The 18,518-nt window shown below is 69.1% G+C and carries 15 protein-coding genes; 8 read left to right on the forward strand and 7 right to left on the reverse strand.

Annotated features, from left to right (window positions below; translation table 11 throughout):
- Positions 1-214: 214 nt before the first annotated feature.
- The 3 genes from ACFYTS_RS35740 to ACFYTS_RS35750 all read left to right on the forward strand — a co-directional run bounded on the left by ACFYTS_RS35740 (position 215) and on the right by ACFYTS_RS35750 (position 1,997).
- Positions 215-946 (forward strand): rhomboid-like protein, encoded by a 732-nt coding sequence (locus ACFYTS_RS35740; protein ID WP_357289351.1) that lies wholly within the window; start codon positions 215-217, stop codon positions 944-946.
- 64 nt (positions 947-1,010) lie between these two features.
- Positions 1,011-1,688 (forward strand): endonuclease NucS, encoded by a 678-nt coding sequence (gene nucS / locus ACFYTS_RS35745; protein ID WP_357289348.1) that lies wholly within the window; start codon positions 1,011-1,013, stop codon positions 1,686-1,688.
- Between the two features lie 3 nt (positions 1,689-1,691).
- Positions 1,692-1,997 carry an ATP/GTP-binding protein gene (locus ACFYTS_RS35750; RefSeq protein WP_357289346.1) on the forward strand — a complete coding sequence of 102 codons (306 nt, stop codon included), beginning with the start codon at positions 1,692-1,694 and terminating at the stop codon, positions 1,995-1,997.
- 210 nt (positions 1,998-2,207) lie between these two features.
- Here ACFYTS_RS35750 and ACFYTS_RS35755 read toward each other — a convergent pair whose 3' ends face one another.
- A complete protein-coding gene (locus ACFYTS_RS35755; RefSeq protein WP_357289344.1) occupies positions 2,208-3,179 on the reverse strand; it encodes a hypothetical protein in 972 nt (323 codons plus the stop codon).
- An 86-nt stretch (positions 3,180-3,265) separates the two neighbouring features.
- Entirely contained in the window at positions 3,266-3,763 is a 498-nt protein-coding gene (gene mce, locus ACFYTS_RS35760) for a methylmalonyl-CoA epimerase (protein ID WP_357289341.1), read from the reverse strand.
- An 87-nt stretch (positions 3,764-3,850) separates the two neighbouring features.
- Here mce and ACFYTS_RS35765 point away from each other — a divergent pair, with 87 nt between their 5' ends.
- The 3 genes from ACFYTS_RS35765 (at position 3,851) to ACFYTS_RS35775 (ending at position 6,564) form a co-directional block, all read left to right on the forward strand.
- Positions 3,851-5,035 carry an acetyl-CoA C-acetyltransferase gene (locus ACFYTS_RS35765; RefSeq protein WP_357289339.1) on the forward strand — a complete coding sequence of 395 codons (1,185 nt, stop codon included), beginning with the start codon at positions 3,851-3,853 and terminating at the stop codon, positions 5,033-5,035.
- A gap of 241 nt (positions 5,036-5,276) precedes the next feature.
- Positions 5,277-5,648 carry a DUF3817 domain-containing protein gene (locus tag ACFYTS_RS35770; protein ID WP_357289336.1) on the forward strand — a complete coding sequence of 124 codons (372 nt, stop codon included), beginning with the start codon at positions 5,277-5,279 and terminating at the stop codon, positions 5,646-5,648.
- Between the two features lie 58 nt (positions 5,649-5,706).
- Positions 5,707-6,564: a tetratricopeptide repeat protein gene (locus ACFYTS_RS35775; RefSeq protein WP_357289357.1), complete on the forward strand. Its 858-nt coding sequence runs from the start codon at positions 5,707-5,709 to the stop codon at positions 6,562-6,564.
- Positions 6,565-6,634: 70 nt separating this feature from the next.
- Here ACFYTS_RS35775 and ACFYTS_RS35780 read toward each other — a convergent pair whose 3' ends face one another.
- A complete protein-coding gene (locus ACFYTS_RS35780; RefSeq protein ID WP_387309656.1) occupies positions 6,635-7,996 on the reverse strand; it encodes a TrpB-like pyridoxal phosphate-dependent enzyme in 1,362 nt (453 codons plus the stop codon).
- 120 nt (positions 7,997-8,116) lie between these two features.
- Between ACFYTS_RS35780 and ACFYTS_RS35785 the strand changes: the two genes are divergently transcribed.
- Positions 8,117-8,737 carry a TIGR03086 family metal-binding protein gene (locus ACFYTS_RS35785; RefSeq protein WP_387309657.1) on the forward strand — a complete coding sequence of 207 codons (621 nt, stop codon included), beginning with the start codon at positions 8,117-8,119 and terminating at the stop codon, positions 8,735-8,737.
- Between the two features lie 7 nt (positions 8,738-8,744).
- Here the strand turns inward: ACFYTS_RS35785 and glgB are convergent, their stop codons facing one another.
- The 3 genes from glgB to ACFYTS_RS35800 are packed head-to-tail and all read right to left on the reverse strand — an operon-like array spanning position 8,745 to position 13,589.
- Positions 8,745-10,916, reverse strand: a complete 2,172-nt coding sequence (glgB, locus tag ACFYTS_RS35790) for a 1,4-alpha-glucan branching protein GlgB (protein ID WP_387309658.1) — start codon at positions 10,914-10,916, stop codon at positions 8,745-8,747.
- Positions 10,913-12,916, reverse strand: coding sequence for an alpha-1,4-glucan--maltose-1-phosphate maltosyltransferase (locus tag ACFYTS_RS35795; protein ID WP_387309659.1), 2,004 nt, complete (start codon positions 12,914-12,916; stop codon positions 10,913-10,915). Before ACFYTS_RS35795 ends, glgB begins: the two co-directional genes overlap by 4 nt.
- A gap of 22 nt (positions 12,917-12,938) precedes the next feature.
- Positions 12,939-13,589 carry a PaaI family thioesterase gene (locus ACFYTS_RS35800; protein ID WP_357289321.1) on the reverse strand — a complete coding sequence of 217 codons (651 nt, stop codon included), beginning with the start codon at positions 13,587-13,589 and terminating at the stop codon, positions 12,939-12,941.
- 211 nt (positions 13,590-13,800) lie between these two features.
- Here ACFYTS_RS35800 and glgP point away from each other — a divergent pair, with 211 nt between their 5' ends.
- Entirely contained in the window at positions 13,801-16,374 is a 2,574-nt protein-coding gene (glgP, locus tag ACFYTS_RS35805; RefSeq protein ID WP_387309660.1) for an alpha-glucan family phosphorylase, read from the forward strand.
- A 6-nt stretch (positions 16,375-16,380) separates the two neighbouring features.
- Here glgP and ACFYTS_RS35810 read toward each other — a convergent pair whose 3' ends face one another.
- On the reverse strand, positions 16,381-18,435 hold the full coding sequence (locus tag ACFYTS_RS35810) for an AMP-binding protein (RefSeq protein WP_357289315.1): 2,055 nt from the start codon (positions 18,433-18,435) through the stop codon (positions 16,381-16,383).
- Positions 18,436-18,518: the final 83 nt, after the last annotated feature.

Raw genomic sequence — 18,518 nt, forward strand, 5'->3', positions numbered from 1 at the left:
CCATTCCGAACCCGGAAGCTAAGGCCACCTGCGCCGATGGTACTGCACTCGACAGGGTGTGGGAGAGTAGGACACCGCCGGAACATCCTTCGCGAAGGCCCCCAGCTTATTAGCTGGGGGCCTTCTGCGTATTCTGGTGTTTCCCGGGTATCCCGGGTATGTACCCACAGAGAGTTCCCAGCCGAAAACCAGTCCCGGCTGGATGAGAAAGACAATGATCGACAGCATGGTCCTCGCGCCCGCGTCTCAGCGGCCCGTCACCGCCCGCCGCTTCCGGTGGTCGGCCCTCTGGCTCCCCGCCACCTACAGCTACGTGGGTGTGCTGATGGCGGTGGCTGTCGCCCTGACCATGGTGAGCGCTCCCCGTGAGACGCGAATCCTGCTGCACGCCAGCACCAACCTGCACAACCTCACCAACGGCCGCTTCGGCACGTTGTTCTCCAGCGCCTTCCTGGTCGGTGAGGGTGCGGCCACGGTCTTCTTCATCGTCCCCATGCTGGCCTGCCTGCTGGCGTTGGCGGAGCGCAGGCTGGGGGCTGTGAGGCTTGTGCACACCTTCTTCGTCGGCCATATCGGTGCGACCGTCCTGGTCGCGCTGGGCCTGTGGGTAGCTGTGCAGTCGCAGCTGATCCCCGGCAGCATCGCCATGGCCCAGGACGTGGGCGTCAGTTATGGCTCGATGACCGTCGTGGGCGCCCTGGTGGCCGTGCTGCCGCCGCATCGCCGGTGGGTGTGGGCGGGTACCTGGCTGTCGTTCGCGCTGGGCGGGGTGGTTTTGTGGCACACCTTCACCAATGTCGGTCACTTCCTGGCGCTGTGCCTGGGGCTGGGAATCGGGCGGTTGACGATTCGCCGGCAGGGCGGTGCGGTGCGGCCGTTGAACGTTCCGGAGTACCTGTTGCTGGCGGGCGGGTCGCTGTTCGCCTGCCTGATGCTGCTGGGCTGAATCCGACGCCGCCTGGGTCGAGGCCGCGTCACCGCGGCCGCCGCCCGGTCACTAGACTCGACCGGTGCGCCTTGTGATTGCTCGTTGCCAGGTCGATTACGTTGGCCGTCTGACCGCCCATCTGCCCATGGCTCGTCGTCTGCTGATGATGAAGGCCGACGGTTCGGTGCTGGTCCATTCCGACGGTGGTTCCTACAAGCCGCTCAACTGGATGAGCCCGCCGTGCTGGCTGGAGGAGCGGGAAACCGATTCCGAGACAACCCAACTGTGGGTGGTGGCCAACAAGGCCGGTGAGGAACTCCGGATCACGGTCGAGGACATCGAGCTGGATTCCAAGCACGAGCTGGGAGTGGACCCGGGTCTGGTGAAGGACGGCGTCGAGGCGCACCTGCAGGAGCTGCTGGCCGAGCACATCGAAACCCTCGGCCCCGGTTACACCTTGATCCGCCGCGAGTACATGACGGCCATCGGACCGGTCGACATCCTGTGCCGGGACGCGGACGGCGCCACGGTGGCAGTGGAGATCAAGCGCCGCGGCGAGATCGACGGTGTGGAACAGCTGACCCGCTACCTCGAGCTGCTCAATCGCGACCCCCTGCTGGCCCCCGTGGCGGGCGTGTTCGCGGCCCAGCAGATCAAGCCGCAGGCGAAGACCCTGGCCGCCGATCGCGGCATCCGTTGCCTCACGCTGGATTACGACGCCCTGCGCGGCACCGACTCCAGCGAATTCCGTCTTTTCTGACCCATGCCCCGCCGTAAGCCCCGCCCCCAGGACTCGGCGCGATCCCGCCAGGATCCGCGCCCCCTGGGCGACGTCTTCGGCCGCACCGAATCCGGTCCCGGCACCGACGAGACCTTCATCGTCCGCACCGTCCCCGGTACCCGCGCCACCAAGCCCTACCGCTGCCCCGGCTGCGATCAGGTGATCCCGCCCGGCACCCCGCACATAGTGGCCTGGGCCGCCCACGACGGCGAGGACGACCGCCGGCACTGGCACACGGGCTGCTGGAAGGGCCGCAACACCCGCACCATCACCCGCCGCTGGTCCTGACCACCCCCGAGTCCTGACGCTCTGGAAATCCGGGTTTGAGCCTCCCTCGGCCCCTTGGAGCCGCGACGACTGTCGGCATGCGTCACACCGTTGCGGCACAGCACAACTCGGCGGATCGGTTCCCGATCGCCATGGGGCGCATAAGGAAGGCCGCCTCCCGGTAGGGAGGCGGCCTTGGTACGGAACGGGTTGTCGCCCGGGATGGTGGAATTAGCCGGAGATGTCGGCGTTTTCGCGCTCGTCGACGATTTCGTCGTCGTCCTGCGCCTCGGAGATGGCCTTGCGGCCGCCCTTGGCGAGGGAACGCTGTTCCGGTGCGCCGTCGAGGAGTTCGCTTTCGCGGTTGACGGCGGCGAGCATGGCCGGGACCGAGTCGAGCTGGCCGCGGATGCCGAGCAGCTGGGCCAGGACGCGGCCGCGGAGGACACGCATTTCCTCGGCGAGTTCCTTGGCGTGCGCGATCTTCCGATCGGCGGTGTTGGTCGCCGAGGTGATGAGGCGGTTGGCCTCGTCGGTGGCGTCCTTGATGCGCTGGGCGGCCTCGGCGCGGGAGGTGGCCTCGAGCTCCTCCATGGCGCGGGTCAGCTTGGTGCGCCGCTCCGCCATGGTGACCTCGAAGTCCTGCTGCGTCGCCTTGCGCTTGGCGTCGGACTCCTTGGTGAGGCGATCGGCCTCGGCGTTGGCCGCCTCGACGATCTTGGCGGATTCGGAGCGGGCGTTGGCGAGAGTCTGCTCGAATTCGATTTCGAGAGCTTCGCGCTTCTCCTTGGTCTCGGAGAGGAGCGATTCGTACTTCCCACGCATTTCGGTGGCCTGCTGCTCGGCGATCGAGATCATCTCGGCGGCCTCGGCCTGAGCCTGGGCGCGGACCTCGGAGGCCTCGTCGGAGGCCAGGCGCAGCATGCGGGAGATGCGATCGGACATGCCTTCGGCGGTCGTCGGCGGCACGGACAGCCGGTCGACTTCCTTACGGAGCTCGTCGATCTCGTCCCGGGCATCCTCGAGCTGTGCGGCCAGGTTGCGGGCCTGGGCGGCGGCGGCATCGCGGTCGGTGGCGGTGACCCTCAGCTCGGCATCGAAACGGTCGAAGTAGTTACGCACCTCGTCACGGTCATAACCCTTCCGCACAACGGTAAAGGGCAGCGCGACGAAGCGATTGCGATCGGGCTCAGTGGACGACATGCCCCACAAACTACAGCCTGACCGTCGCGGATGGTGAGCCGACCGCGAATGTTGTTACGCCCTCTTTAGGAGGGCGGAACACGGTACTAGTGAGTAGTTTTCGCGGCCGGTTCGACGAGTTCGACCAGCACACCGCCAGCATCCTTGGGGTGGATGAAATTGATGCGGGAACCAGCGGTTCCCCCGCGCGGCTCTGCGTACAGCAAACGCAAGCCCCGTTCACGCAGTTGCGCGGAAACCGCCTCGACATCGGTGACGCGGTAGGCGAGCTGCTGCAGGCCAGGACCGTTTCGGTCGATGAACTTGGCGATGGTGGACTCCTCGTTGAGCGGAGCCAGCAACTGGAGAGCGACCGAGCCCTCGGGCGTGCCGGGGACCGACAGCATGGCCTCGTGGACGCCCTGCGACTCGTTGATCTCGCGGTGGGTCTCCACCATGCCCAGATTGTCGCGGTACCAGGCGACCGCGGAATCCAGGTCCGGCACGGCGATTCCCACGTGATCGACGGCCACGACATACTCCGACGGGATGAATGCGGTGTTCTCGGTAGTGCTCACAGCAGTGACGGTAGCGCGCACCCGCATACCCCCGCCGAAGTGCCTGGAGTTACCGTGGAGTACGGCTCCGATGGTTGGCGGAGCCGTGACGACACACAGTAAGTGAGGCCCCACGTGACGACTACCTCCGTGATCGTGTCCGGTGCGCGCACCCCGGTGGGTCGCCTGCTCGGGTCGCTGAAGGATTTCAGTGGCTCCGACCTGGGCGGCATCGCCATCAAGGCGGCGCTGGAGAAGGGCGGGGTAGCGCCCGAGCAGGTCGACTACGTGATCATGGGCCAGGTGCTCACCGCCGGCGCGGGCCAGATCCCGGCCCGGCAGGCCGCGGTCGCCGCGGGGATCCCGATGGACGTCCCGGCGCTGACCATCAACAAGGTGTGCCTGTCCGGCATCAACGCAATCGCCATGGCGGATCAGCTGATTCGCGCCGGTGAGTACGAGATCGTGGTGGCCGGCGGCCAGGAGTCCATGACCAACGCCCCGCACCTGCTCGAGAAGAGCCGCGAGGGCTTCAAGTACGGCGATGTGAACCTGCGCGACAGCATGGCCTACGACGGCCTGTACGACATCTTCACCGACCAGGCCATGGGCGCGCTGACCGAGCAGCGCAACGACACCGACAAGATCAGCCGCGAGGAGCAGGACGCCTTCGCCGCCGCCTCGCACCAGAAGGCGGCCGCGGCCTGGAAGAACGGCCTGTTCGCCGACGAGGTCGCGCCGGTCTCCATCCCGCAGCGCAAGGGCGACCCGATCGTGTTCGCCGAGGACGAGGGCATCCGCGCCGACACCACCGCGGAGTCGCTGGGCAAGCTGCGCCCGGCCTTCCGCAAGGACGGCAGCATCACCGCCGGTTCCGCCTCCCAGATCTCCGACGGCGCGGCCGCCGTGATCGTCATGTCGAAGGCCAAGGCCGAGGCGCTGGGCCTGAGCTGGATCGCCGAGATCGGCGCGGCCGGCGTCGTCGCCGGTCCCGACTCCACCCTGCAGGACCAGCCCGCCAACGCCATCGCGAAAGCCTGTGCCAAGGAAGGCATTTCGCCCGCCGAACTGGACCTGGTCGAGATCAACGAGGCCTTCGCCGCGGTCGGCATCGCGTCCACCCGCAAGCTGGGCATCGATCCGGAGAGGGTGAACGTCAATGGCGGCGCCATCTCCATCGGCCACCCGCTGGGCATGTCCGGCGCCCGCATCGTGCTGCACCTGGCCAACGAGCTGAAGCGCCGCGGCGGCGGCGTCGGCGCGGCCGCCCTGTGCGGCGGTGGCGGCCAGGGTGACGCCCTGATCATCCGCGTGAAGTAAGCGCGCTCCGCGCGGACAGCTGCACCGAACATGCCCCGGCTCACGATGAGCCGGGGCATGTTCGTGAACTGGGGTTTGGGGCCTTCAGGAACTGGGGTTCGGGGTCTCGAGGAACTGGGGTTCGGGTCCTGCAAGAACTGGGGGTTCGGGGGCCCAGCCCCCCGAAAATCCTCCCCACACGCTGAAAGCGTGTGACCAGCTCCACTACGGGGCGTCGTAGCCAGTCGGGCAGAATGGGGGCATGGGTGATCTGTTCGACCTGTCCACGGTCGCGAAGCGTGTGCGTTTCTTCGGCCTGCTCGAGGTGCCGTCCTGGGTGCTGCTGTTCATCGGCTCGGCCCTGAAGCGCGCCGACGCGCTGGGCATCGCCGATCAGCCGATCAAGTGGCCGGTGATGGTGTTCGGCATGCTGCACGGCGTCGTGTTCCTGGCGTACGCGATCAACTGCCTGCTGGCCTCGCGTGAGTTCGAATGGCCGGGCAAGACCACGCTTCTCGCGCTGGCGTCCTCGGTGGTGCCGTTCACCTCCGTGCTCTTCGAGCGGTGGGCGATCAAGACGGGTCAGCTGGGTGAACTGAGCGGAGCCCCGGCGCCCGCCGCCGTCGCTTCGTGACAAACTGGATGGCGTGACTCGACCCGCACGCCGTCCTTCCGCCGCCGCAGCCGCCGCCATGTCGGGCGCTGTGGACCTGTCCGCTCTCAAGCAGCCGGCCGCCCCCGCGGGGGAGGTCCCGGGTGACCACGCCGTCACCGAGGCCAATTTCGAGGATCGAGTGCTGCGGCGCTCGACTCAGGTCCCGGTGGTGGTGGCGCTGTACTCGCAGCGCAGCCCGGGCAGCATCGAGCTGGTGAAGCTGCTCGAGCAGCTGGCCGGCCGCAGCGGCGGCGACTGGGATCTGGCCACCGTCGAGGCCGAGGCCAATATGCGCATCGCGCAGGCCTTCGGTGTGCAGGGCATTCCGACCGTGGTCGCGGTGGCCGCGGGCCAGCCGCTCGCCGACTTCACCGGCAATCAGCCCGAGGAGCAGGTGACGCAGTGGCTGGCCGCCGTGGTGGACGCCGTCCGCGGCAAGCTCCCCGGTGTCGGCGAGGGTGACGCCGCCGAGCCCGAAATTCCCGAGGATCCCCGTTTCGTCGCGGCCGAAGAGGCTTTGGAGCGCGGCGAATTCGACAACGCCATCGCCGCCTACCAGGACATCCTGACCGCCGAGCCGAACAATGCCGAGGCCAAGGCCGCGCTGCGGCAGGTCCAGTTCATCTCCCGCGTGCAGGATCTCGACCCGGCCGCGGTGGCCAAGGCCGACGCCGACCCGGCGGATCTGGACGCCGCCATCGCCGCGGCCGACCTCGAGATGTTCAATCAGCAGCCCGACGCCGCGTTCGATCGGCTGATCGCCCAGGTCAAGCGCACCGCCGGGGACGACCGCACCCGGGTCCGCACCCACCTGCTGGAGCTGTTCGAGCTCTTCGACCCGGCCGAGCCGCTGGTCGTGGCCGCCCGCCGCAAGTTGGCCGCTGCCCTGTACTGATTCCGAGATCAGGGAGCTCCCAGCGCGGGGATTCGGACAGAATCCCGCGCTGGGAGCTCCCTGTTCTTTTTCACAGCTTGGGGAGTCCGGCGAGCGCCGCGTCGATCCGGGGCTGGGGCAGTTCGAAATCGGGGATGTCGCCCGCCAGATAGCGTTCGTAGGCGGTCATGTCGAAGTGGCCGTGCCCGCACAGTGCCGTCAGCAGGACCTTCTCCTCCCCGGAGGCGGTGCAGCGGTTGGCTTCCTCGATGACCGCCGCGAGCGCGTGCGAGGGTTCGGGGGCAGGCAGGATGCCCTCGGTCTTGGCGAAAGCGACCGCGGCGGCGAAGCATTCGCGCTGCTGCTTGGACACCGCCTCGAACAGCCCGAGCTCGTACATGTGCGAGAGCAGCGGCGACATGCCGTGGTAGCGCAGGCCGCCTGCGTGTACGGGATCGGGGATGAAGTCGTGGCCCAGGGTATGCATCTTCATCAGCGGCGTGAAGCCGGCGGTGTCGCCGAAGTCGTAGGCGTAGATGCCGCGGGTGAACGACGGGCAGGCGGCCGGTTCGACGGCGCGGATGACGGGATTCCCTCGGCCTGTGAGCTTTTCGCGCAGGAACGGCAGGAACAGCCCCGCGAAGTTGGAGCCGCCGCCGGTGCAGCCGATGATCACGTCGGGGGCGCGCTCGCCCGCCGCGGCGAACTGCTTCAGCGCCTCCTCGCCGATGACGGTCTGATGCAGGAGCACGTGGTTGAGCACGCTGCCCAGCGCGTAGCGGGTGAACGGGTCGCCCGCGGCCACCTCGACCGCCTCGCTGATGGCGATGCCCAGGCTGCCTGGCGAATCCGGGTGGTCAGCAAGGATTTTCGCGCCCGCCGCGGTGACCGGGGAGGGGCTGGCGTGCACGGTGGCGCCCCAGGTCCGCATGAGGGTGCGCCGGTGCGGCTTCTGGTCGTAGGAGGCGCGGACCATCCACACTTCGCAGTCGATGCCGTACTGCGCGCACGCGAACGACAGCGCGCTGCCCCACTGGCCGGCGCCGGTCTCGGTGGTCAGGCGGCGGGTGCCTTCGGCGGCGTTGTAGAAGGCCTGCGGCACAGCGGTGTTCGGCTTGTGTGAGCCCGCGGGGGAGACGCCCTCGTATTTGTAATAGATGCGCGCCGGGGTGCCGAGCGCTTTCTCGAGTCGGCGTGCCCGGAACAGCGGTGTCGGCCGCCAGAGCCGGTACACGTCGATGACCTCGTCCGGGATGTCGAGGTAGCGGTCGCCGCTGACTTCCTGCCGGATCAGTTCCATGGGGAACAGCGGGGCGAGGTCCTCGGGACCGACGGGCTGCCCGGTGCCGGGGTGCAGTGGTGGCGGCGGGGGTTCGGGCAGGTCCGGGATGACGTTGTACCAACGCCGCGGGATCTCGGATTCGTCCAGTGTGATCTTGGTGCGCTCGTCCACGGGGCCCTCCCGGGCTTGATCCGACTGTCCGTCCAGGGTGCGCCCGAAGCGGACCTGCTGGTGTGGAATTCGCCGGATTGTTCCTGGTCTTGATCGACCGAAATTAGTAAGCTTGTGCATATGATAAGCACGTACGAAGAATTGTTGGCCTCGGGAACCGAACTGCTCGCGCTGGACGCCCGCGCGGTGCGGACGAGCATCGACGTGGTGTCGTGGGTGACCTCGGGCGACTTGGACGCGACCACCCCGTGCGAGGGCTGGACACTGCGGGATCTGCTGGAGCACATGATCGTTCAGCACCACGGGTTCGCCGCGGCGGCTCTCGGTGAGAGCGATCTCGGGCTGTGGAAGCCGCAGCCGCTGGGCGCGGACCCGGTCGGCGAATACCGCACGGCGGCCGAGCACGTGCTGGCCACGTTCGCCGAGCCGGGCGTCCTGGAACGGCAGTTCCCCCTGCCGGAGGTCCGCGACGGCATCGTCATCCCGGGGACGCCGGCGGTGAGCTTCCACTTCATCGACTATGTCGTGCACTCGTGGGACGTCGCGCGGGCGCTCGGCCGGACCGTGGAGTTCGACGACGATCTGCTGAGCGCGGCGCTGCCGGTGGCCGAGGCGGTCCCGCGAGGTGCGGAGCGGGAGCGGCCGGGTGCGTCGTTCGCGCCGGAAGTGCCCGGCGAGCAGGCGTCGGGGCTGGATCGGATTCTGGCCGTGCTGGGCCGCTCGCCGAGCTGGCCAGAATAGGGAACCGTCAGTCGCGCGTGGCAGGTGGCGTGGTCGAGAGCCAGATCGCGCTGTGCGGCGGCAGGGTGAGGGCGGCCGACACCGGGCGGCCGTGCCACGACTGCTGTTCGGCCGGGATCGGCCCGCCGGCGCCCGCGCCGCTGCCGCCGTAAGCGACCGCGTCGGTATTGAGCACCTCGTACCACGAAACCTGTTCGCACTCCGGCAATCCGATGCGGTAGCCGCTGAGCTGCCGCCCGGAGAAGTTGTACACGCAGGCGAGGATCGACCCGTCGGTCCCGTACCGCAGGAACGACAGCACATTGTTGTCGCGGTCGTCGGCGTCGATCCAGGCGTACCCGCCCGGCGAGGTGTCCTGACTCCACAGCGCCGGATTCGCGACGTAGAGCCGGTTGAGGTCGCCGACCAGGGCCTGGATGCCGCGGTGCAGCGGGTTCTCCAGCTCCTGCCAGTCCAGTCCGCGGTCGTGGTCCCATTCCCGGAACTGGCCGAAGTCCTGGCCCATGAACAGCAACTGCTTGCCCGGGTGCGCCCACAGGTAGGCGAGCAGCGCCCGCACCCCGCCCGCCTTGGCGTAGTCGTCGCCGGGCATGCGGGTCCACAGCGTGCCCTTGCCGTAGACGACCTCGTCGTGGCTGATCGGCAGCAGGTAGTTCTCGCTCCAGGCGTAGGTGAGGGAGAAGGTGACCTCGTTGTGGTGCCAGCTGCGGTGCACGGGATCGCGGGCCAGGTAGCCGAGGGTGTCGTGCATCCAGCCCATGTTCCATTTCATGGTGAAGCCGAGCCCGCCGACCTCGGTGGGGCGGGTGACGCCGGGCCAGGTGGTGGATTCCTCGGCGATGGTCAGCACGCCCGGATGATGCTTGTGCACGGTGGCGTTCATCTCCTGGAGGAAGGCGACGGCCTCCAGGTTCTCGCGGCCGCCGTGGATGTTCGGTTCCCAGTCCGGGCGCGAATAGTCCAGGTAGAGCATGGCGGCGACGGCGTCCACACGCAGGCCGTCGAGGTGGAATTCCTCGATCCAGTAGAGCGCGTTGGCGACCAGGAAGTTGCGGACCTCGTGGCGGCCGAAGTTGAAAACGTAGGTGCCCCAGTCGAGTTGCTCACCGCGGCGCGGGTCGGCGTGCTCGTAGAGGGCGGTGCCGTCGAAGCGGGCCAGTGCCCACTCGTCGCGCGGGAAATGCGCGGGCACCCAGTCCAGGAGCACGCCGATGCCCTTGCGGTGCAGGTGATCCACGAGGAAACGGAAGTCGTCGGGACAGCCGAAGCGGGCGGTCGGCGCGAAGTAGGACGTGACCTGATAACCCCACGAACCGCCGAAGGGGTGCTCGGCCACGGGTAGCAGTTCCACGTGGGTGAAGCCCTGGGCGAGAACGTATTCGGCGAGCTGCTCGGCGATCTCGCGATAGTCGAGACCCGGCCGCCAGGAGCCGAGGTGCACCTCGTAGATGCTGATCGGCGCACGCAGCGGGTCGGTGCGGGCGCGTTCCCGCAGCCATTCCCCATCGCACCAGGTGAATTCGCTCGCCGTGATCACCGAGGCGGTGGCGGGCGGCACCTCGGTGGCGAAGGCCATGGGGTCGGCGTGATCGACCACGCGCCCATCCGCCCCGTGCACCCGGTACTTGTAGAGCGCCCCGGGCCCGATGCCGGGCAGGAACACCTCCCACACGCCCGAATCGCCGAGTCTGCGCATGGGCGAGGTGTTTCCGCTCCAGCCGTCGAAGTCCCCGATCACGGCGACACCGCGCGCGTTGGGCGCCCACACCGCGAACGCGGTGCCCGTCACCTCGCCGTCGAAGGAGGGATAGGACTGGGGATGCGCGCCGAGCACCTCCCACAGTCGCTCGTGACGGCCCTCCCCGAGCAGGTGCAGGTCGACGTCGCCGAGGGTGGGCAGGAAGCGGTAGCCGTCGGCCTCGACCACGGTGCGCCCGCCCGGATAGGAGGCGACGATGCGGTAGTCCCACAGCTCCGGGAACGGCAGCACGGCCTCGAACACCCCGTGATCCCGGTGTGTCAGTGGATGATCCACCTCGCCGACGCGGGCCGCGACCGCGTCCGCGTGCGGGCGCAGCACCCGGATGACCGTGCCGTCCGGATGCGGGTGGGCCCCCAGCACGGTGTGCGGATCGGGATGCGTGCCCGCCGCCAGCAGCAGGAGGTCACGCCGGTTCATCGGAACGATCTGCGATAGGCGAGTTCGGTGCGCGCGGCGGCTGGGACCGGCGGCAGGGTGAGGATGTGGGCGGCCGCGCGATGCGGGTCCAGACGCACGTAATTGCTCTGGCCCCAGTGGTATTCCTCGCCGGTGATCTCGTCGGTCACCACCGGCCGGTCGTGCCATTCGCGGCCGATGGCGGGCAGGTCCAGCGACACCATGCCGTGTTCGGTCCCGAACGGGTTCAGGTTCACCACGACGAGCACCGCGTCACCGGTGGTCGGATCCATTTTCGAGAACGCCAGGATCGCGTCGTTGTCCACGTGGTGGAAGTGGATGCAGCGCACCTGCCGCAGCGCCGGGTGCGCGCGCCGGATCTCGTTGAGCCGGGTCAGCCACGGTTCCAGGGATTCCCCGCGCGCGGCCGCGGCGGCGAAATGCCGTGGGCGCAGCTGGTATTTCTCGGAGTCGAGATATTCCTCACTGCCGGGCCGCGCCGCCTGGTGCTCGTACAGTTCGAAGCCGGAGTACACGCCCCAGGTCGCGCCGAGGGTGGCGGCCAGCACGGCCCGGATCGCGAACATGCCGGGCCCGCCGTGCTGCAGGCTCTCGTGCAGGATGTCGGGGGTGTTCACGAACAGGTTGGCGCGCGCCTCATCGGCCTTGGCGGCGAGTTCCCGCCCGAACTCCTCGAGCTCGTGTTTGTGGGTGCGCCAGGTGAAATACGTGTAGGACTGGGTGAATCCGCGGCGCGCCAGCCCGTACATGCGGGCAGGTCTGGTGAACGCCTCGGACAGGAAGATGATCTCCGGGTGCTTCTTGTGCACCGCGGCGATCAGCCATTCCCAGAAGTCGGCGGGCTTGGTGTGCGGGTTGTCGACCCGGAAGATGGTGACGCCCAGTCCGATCCAGTGCCGGACCACGCGCAGCACCTCGGCGTAGAGGCCGTCGGGGTCGTCGTCGAAGTTGAGCGGGTAGATGTCCTGGTACTTCTTGGGCGGATTCTCCGCGTAGGCGATGGTGCCGTCGGGCAGGGTGATGAACCATTCCGGATGCGCGGTCACCCACGGGTGATCGGGCGCGCACTGCAACGCCAGGTCGAGCGCCACCTCCAATCCCAGTTCCCGGGCGGCCGTGACGAAGTCGACGAAGTCGGCCTCGGTGCCCAGCCGCGGGTGGATGGCGTCGTGGCCGCCCTCGTCGGAGCCGATGGCCCACGGCGAGCCCACATCCTCGGGGCCCGCGGTCAGGGAATTATTGGGCCCCTTGCGGTTCACCTTGCCGATCGGGTGGATCGGCGGCAGGTACACCACGTCGAACCCCATGGCGGCGATGCGCGGCAGATCCTTGGCGGCGGTGGCGAAGGTGCCGTGCACCGGCGTGCCCGCGGCGTCCCAGCCGCCGGTGGAGCGCGGGAAGAATTCGTACCAGGACCCGTACAGCGCCCGCTGCCGGTCCACCTGCACGGTGTGCAGCGGCCCGTGGGTCACCAACTCCCGCAACGGGGTTGCCCGCAGGATCTCGCCGACCTCGGCGCTGAAGGCGGGCGCCACGCGCGCGGGCAGCTGGGCGTCGCTGCGCAGGGCGGCGGCCGCGGCGCGCAGGATCTGCCACTGCTGCTTCGGCACCGCGAGCGCGGCCCGGTCCAGCAGGCGCGCCCCGAGCTCCAGGTCGTTGGCCAGGTCGACGGCGCTCTGCCCGACGGCCAGCTTGGCCTCGACGCCGGAACGCCAGGTGGCGATGGGATCGCCCCAGCCCTCGACGCGGAAGGTCCAGCGGCCGGGCGTGCTCGGGGTGAACACCGCGTTGAACACGTCCGGCTCGTATTCCGGGCTCATGCGAATGCGTTGCGTGCGTGCCGAACCCGGGCCCTGCACCGCGAGGGTCGCGGCCACGGCCTCGTGTCCCTCGCGCCAGACCACGGCCCGGACCGGGACCACCTCGCCCACCACGGCCTTCGACGGCCGGCCGCCGGGGATCGCGGGGGCGGTGTCATCGATGGCGATGCGGCCGGTCACGCCTTCGAACTTACCGGAGCGACTACTGCTGGCCCGGCTTGAGGAGCAGGAACAGGCCGTGCGCCTCGGCACACAGCCGGTCGCCGTCGTGCAGGGTGGCGCGCACGAACACCTTGCGGCCCTCCTGCCGCTCCACCCAGCCGTGCACCCTCAGCTCGGTGTTCAGCGGCGTGATGGACCGGTAGTCGACGTGCAGGAAAGCGGTGCGGGTGACCGCGCGCGTGTTCAACGCCACGGTCATGCCGAGCAGGTCGTCGAAGCCCAGCGCGATGTGGCCGCCGTGCGCGGCCGCATTGCCGCCCAGGTGGAAGGTGCGGAAGGTGATGCGCGCGTGCACGCCCTCGGCGCTCGCGTCGTCGATCAGGAACGGCGGCAGGGTGATATTGCCGCGCGCCGGCAGGTCGTTGCGGTGCCAGGCGGGCGCGTCCCACTCGTCGCCGACCGCGGAGTCGAGCTTGGCGTTGAGTTCCTTCAGCGTGGCGATGGCCTCGAGGGCGACCTCGTCGGTCGGGGAGGCGAGCCGGACCCGGTCCATCAGCCCGCGCACCTGCTCGATGAACTCCCCGTAGTGCGGCCCACCCCGGCTGGCGTCCCGGCCGAGGGTCTGGATCGGCCGAAACCCGCCCTCATGGTGCTCTTCGGGGGCCAGTTCCTCGACCTGCTGCTCGCTCATTCGAAACACGTTATCGGTTGCTTACCGGATGCCCCCCGCTGGGATGCCGCTGACCAGCATCAGACCCGCCCCTGAGGTTCGCGGCCGTCTCGTTCTGGACTTGCGCTCCGCCTCCCCGCGCTTGGAACGGGGGAGCGAAGCGGAGGAGGGAAGAACGAGACTTCGGGGCCGCGAACCCGCCCGGAGCGAAGCGGAGGGCAGAATAAGCACGGTGAAGGCATTGCGTCGATTCACCGTTCGTGCCCATTTGCCGGAGCGGTTGGCTGCTCTGACGGAGTTGGCGACCAATCTGCGCTGGTCGTGGCATGGGCCCACGCAGGACGTGTTCGCGGAGCTGGATCCCCGGCTGTGGGTCGAGGTCGGGAACGATCCGGTGCGGATGCTGGGGGAGGTGCCCGCCGAACGGCTCGACGATCTGGCCGTGGACGAGGCCTACACGCGGCGTGTGGATGCCGCCGCCGAGGACCTGCGCGACTATCTGGCCCGGCCGCGCTGGTTCCAGAAGCAGCAGAGCGGGCCGCGCGGGATCGCCTACTTCTCGATGGAGTTCGGTGTCACCGAGGTCCTGCCCAACTACTCCGGTGGCCTGGGGATTCTGGCGGGCGATCACCTCAAGGCCGCCTCCGATCTGGGGCTGCCGCTGATCGGTGTCGGATTGCTGTACCGCTCCGGCTATTTCCGGCAGTCGCTGACCGCCGACGGCTGGCAGGCCGAGCACTATCCGGCGCTGGACCCGATGGGCCTGCCGCTGCGGCTGCTCACCGACGGGGACTCCGGCGCGCCCGTGCTCATCCACGTGTCCATGCCGGAGGGCCGGGTGCTGCGTGCCCGGGTGTGGATCGCCCAGGTCGGCCGGATCCCGCTGCTGCTGCTCGACTCCGACATCGCCGAGAACGATCCGGAACTGCGGGCCGTCACCGACCGCCTCTACGGCGGTGACCAGGACCACCGCATCAAACAGGAGATCCTGGCCGGGATCGGCGGCGTGCGCGCGGTGCGCGCCTATACCCGCGCCAACGGCCTGCCCGATCCGGACGTCTTCCACATGAACGAGGGCCACGCCGGTTTCCTCGGCATCGAACGCATCCGCGAATTCATGGTCGCCGGAATGGATTTCGACACCGCGCTGACCGCGGTCCGGGCGGGCACCGTCTTCACCACCCACACCCCGGTGCCCGCGGGCATCGACCGTTTCGCGAGCGCGCTGGTGCGCCGCTACTTCGGCGGCGCGCACGGCGAACGCGAATCCCCGGTGCTGCCGGGTGTTTCGGTGGACCGCATCCTCGCCATGGGCCGCGAGGCCGATCCGTCGGTGTTCAACATGGCCCACCTGGGTCTGCGACTCGCCCAGCGCGCCAACGGCGTGTCGAAGCTGCACGGTGAGGTCAGCCGCGCCATGTTCGCGCCGCTGTGGCCGGGCTTCGATGCCGCCGAGGTGCCGATCGGCTCGATCACCAACGGCGTGCACGCCCCCACCTGGGCCGCGCGCGAGTGGATCGACAAGGCCCGCGAGCTGATCGGCGACGAACTGGTCGAGGAGGCCCGCGGCTGGGAACGGCTCTGCGACGTGGACCTGCGCGAACTGTGGTCCACCCGCAATGCCCTGCGCGGTGTCCTGGTCGACGAGGTGCGCCGCCGGTTGCGCGCCTCCTGGCTCGACCGCGGCGCGGCCCCGGCCGAGCTCGGCTGGGTCGACGAGGTTTTCGACCCGCGCGTGCTGACCGTCGGCTTCGCCCGCCGCGTCCCCACCTACAAGCGGCTCACCCTCATGCTGCGCGACCCGGACCGGCTGCGCGCCCTGCTGCTCGACCCGGAACGCCCGGTGCAGCTGGTGGTGGCGGGCAAGTCCCATCCCGCCGACGAGGGCGGCAAGGCGCTGATCCAGCAGATCGTCCGGTTCGCCGACGATCCGGCGGTGCGGCACCGCATCGTCTTCCTGCCCGACTACGACATCTCCATGGCCCGCTACCTGTACTGGGGCTGCGATGTCTGGCTCAACAATCCGCTGCGCCCGCTCGAGGCGTGCGGCACCTCCGGTATGAAGTCCGCCCTCAACGGCGGCCTCAACCTGTCCATCAAGGACGGCTGGTGGGACGAGATGTGCGACGGCGAGAACGGCTGGTCCATCCCGACCGCCGACGGCGTCCGCGACGAGCACCGCCGCGACGACCTGGAGGCGTCGGCGCTCTACGAACTGCTGGAACGCGCTGTGCTGCCGCGCTTCTACGACCGCGACCACGACGACCTGCCGGTGCGCTGGACGGAGATGGTCCGCCACACCCTGCGAACCCTGGGCCCGAAGGTGCTGGCCTCGCGCATGGTCCGCGACTACGCCGTCGACTACTACGCGCCCGCCGCCGCGGCCTTCGGCGCGGTGTCGGCCGACGACTTCAAGGGCGCGCAGGACCTGTCGGTGTACCGCCGCCGCGTCGAATCCGCCTGGCCCACCGTGAAAGTCCTGCAGGTGGACAGTGCCGGGCTGCCCGACATCCCGGTCATCGGTGCGGAACTGGACCTGCGGGCCCGCATCGACCTCGGCGGCCTGACCCCCGCCGACGTCAGCGTGCAGGCGGTCCTGGGCCGGGTCTCACCCAGCGACGACCTCACCGACGTCCACAGCTTCACCATGCACCACGCCGGAAATGATTCCGGCGCGGACGTTTTCACCATCCGGACGCCGGTGCCGATCTCCGGTGCGGTCGGCTACACCATCCGCATCCTGCCGCACCATCCGCTGCTGGCCTCGGACGCGGAACTGGGCCTGATCGCCTCGCCGAGCCCGTAGTCGCGCTCAGGCGGGCGCGATCAGCGTCCGCTTGAGAATCTTCCCGGTCGTATTGCGCGGCAACGCCTCCAGGAAGGTGACGTCGCGCGGCACCGAGAAGCGGCTCACCCGGTGCCGGATGTAATTGCGCACCATCTCCGAGTCCAGCCCGGAGCCGGGGCGCGGCACCACGAAAGCCGCCAGGCGCTGGCCGAATTCGTGATCCGGCACGCCCACCACCGCCACCTCGCTCACCTGCGGCAGATGCGACAGCGCTTCCTCCACCGCGCGCGGGAAGACGTTCTCGCCGCCGGAGATGATCATCTCGTCGTCGCGGCCGGCCACGAACAGCTTGCCGGAGGCGTCGAGATAGCCGATATCGCCGGTGTCGAGCATGCCGTCGGCCTCGTCGGGCGGGGTGGCGTCGGTGTAGCCGTCGAAGAGCATGTGATTGCCGACGAAGATGCGGCCCGTCGCACCCACCGGCACCGGCCGCCGATCCGGGCCCAGCACGGCCAGTCTCGTGCCCAGCGGCGGACGGCCCGCGGTGGTGGGGGACACCCTCAGATCCGCGGAGTCGGCGATGGACGCCCACGACACCTCGGTGGAGCCGTACACGTTGTAGAGGATCTCGCCGAAGGTGTCGAGGAAGCGCAGCACCGTCGCACCGTCCAGCGGCGCACCGCAACTGGCGACGATGCGCAGGCTCGACAGGTCGTAGCGGGCGCGCACCGCCTCGGGCAGATCCAGGATCCGATTCACCATGATCGGCACCACCACCAGGGCCGTCACCTTGTGCTCGGCCACCCGGCGCAGCGTGTCCTCGGCATCGAAATGATCGCCCAGCAGCACCGTCGCCCGTATCGCCGTCGACATCTGCAGCGCCCCGAGCCCCCAGGTGTGGAACAGCGGGGCCGGGATGAACATGGTCTCGTTGGTGTCGAACGGGATTCGCGACAGCAGCGCGGCCACCGTCCCGAATCCCTTGGGGTGCGGCCGCCGGGCACCCTTGGGCGTCCCGCTGGTGCCGGAGGTGAGCACCACCAGCCGGCCCGGTCGCGGCGCCTTGCGCGGCGGATCCTGACGCATGGCGATCAGGTCCTCGATGCTGGTGCGGCCCGCGTCCGGCGGGGCGTCGTCGGTGGTGAAGCGGGGGACGTCGGCGGGCACGTGGCGCACCAGATCCTCGAACTCGGTGTCGGAGAACAGCGCCGACAGCCGGTGCCGCTGCACGATCTCCTCGATCTGCCGCGCGGGCAGACCGGTATTGAGCAGCACCGCGTCCGCGCCCGACTTGCCCGCCGCGACCATGCACTCGACCATGCCGGTGTGGTTGCGGCACAGCAGCCCGATCGACGTGCCCGGGCCGAAGCCGAGCGAGGTGAACGCGCCCGCGAGTGCGCTACTGCGTGCGTGCAATTGGTCGAAGGTGCTCGAGTACCGGTCGTCGATCACCGCCGCCCGGCGCGGGGAGTGCGCGGCCGCCGCCGCGTATCCGCCGCCCAGGCTGAACCCCCACTTGGCCAGGCCGCCGATCTGCCGCAGGCCCACATCGGGGCGATAGGTGCGCACCACGCCGGAGCTCACCATCTGCCGGACCACCCCGGCCTGCAACTTCATTCGGGAATCCTCGGCATTGACGATGCGGGCCGTCGGCGCGCCCTGGATCAGCTCGGCCACCCGTTTCAGCCCGGCCTGCGTCCAGGCCACCACCGCCGCGTTCGGGAGCTGGGTGAGCAGCGGATGCACGGGCGCGGCCTTGAAATAGGTGACGTAGATCCGGGTGTGCCCGGCGTCGCCGCGCAGCCGGATCGTCGCGAAGCTGCCGTGTTCGGAGTAATGCAGTTCGAAACCCTCGCCCGCGCGGGTGATGTGCATGTGGATGCGCACCACCCGGATCTCGGTGCCCGCGCCGCCTACTCGCAAATTCCACGCGGGGTGTGCATCGACGGTGTCAACGGGCTCGCAGGCGCCGATTCCGGGAAATAGCCGGGGGTAGGTCTGCGGGTCGATCAGGACGTCCCAGAGCGATTGGCGGTCGATCGCGAACTCCGCGACCGCGTCGATGACATCGGTTACCACTGGCGTACAACTTCTGCCTGGCCGGTTCCCCTGATCAACCCCGGCGGATTACGTATTTGTAACGTCCCAGACAATGGCGGTCA

Origin of the sequence: Nocardia sp. NPDC004151, from assembly GCF_042874235.1 — a bacterium.
Lineage (GTDB): Bacteria > Actinomycetota > Actinomycetes > Mycobacteriales > Mycobacteriaceae > Nocardia.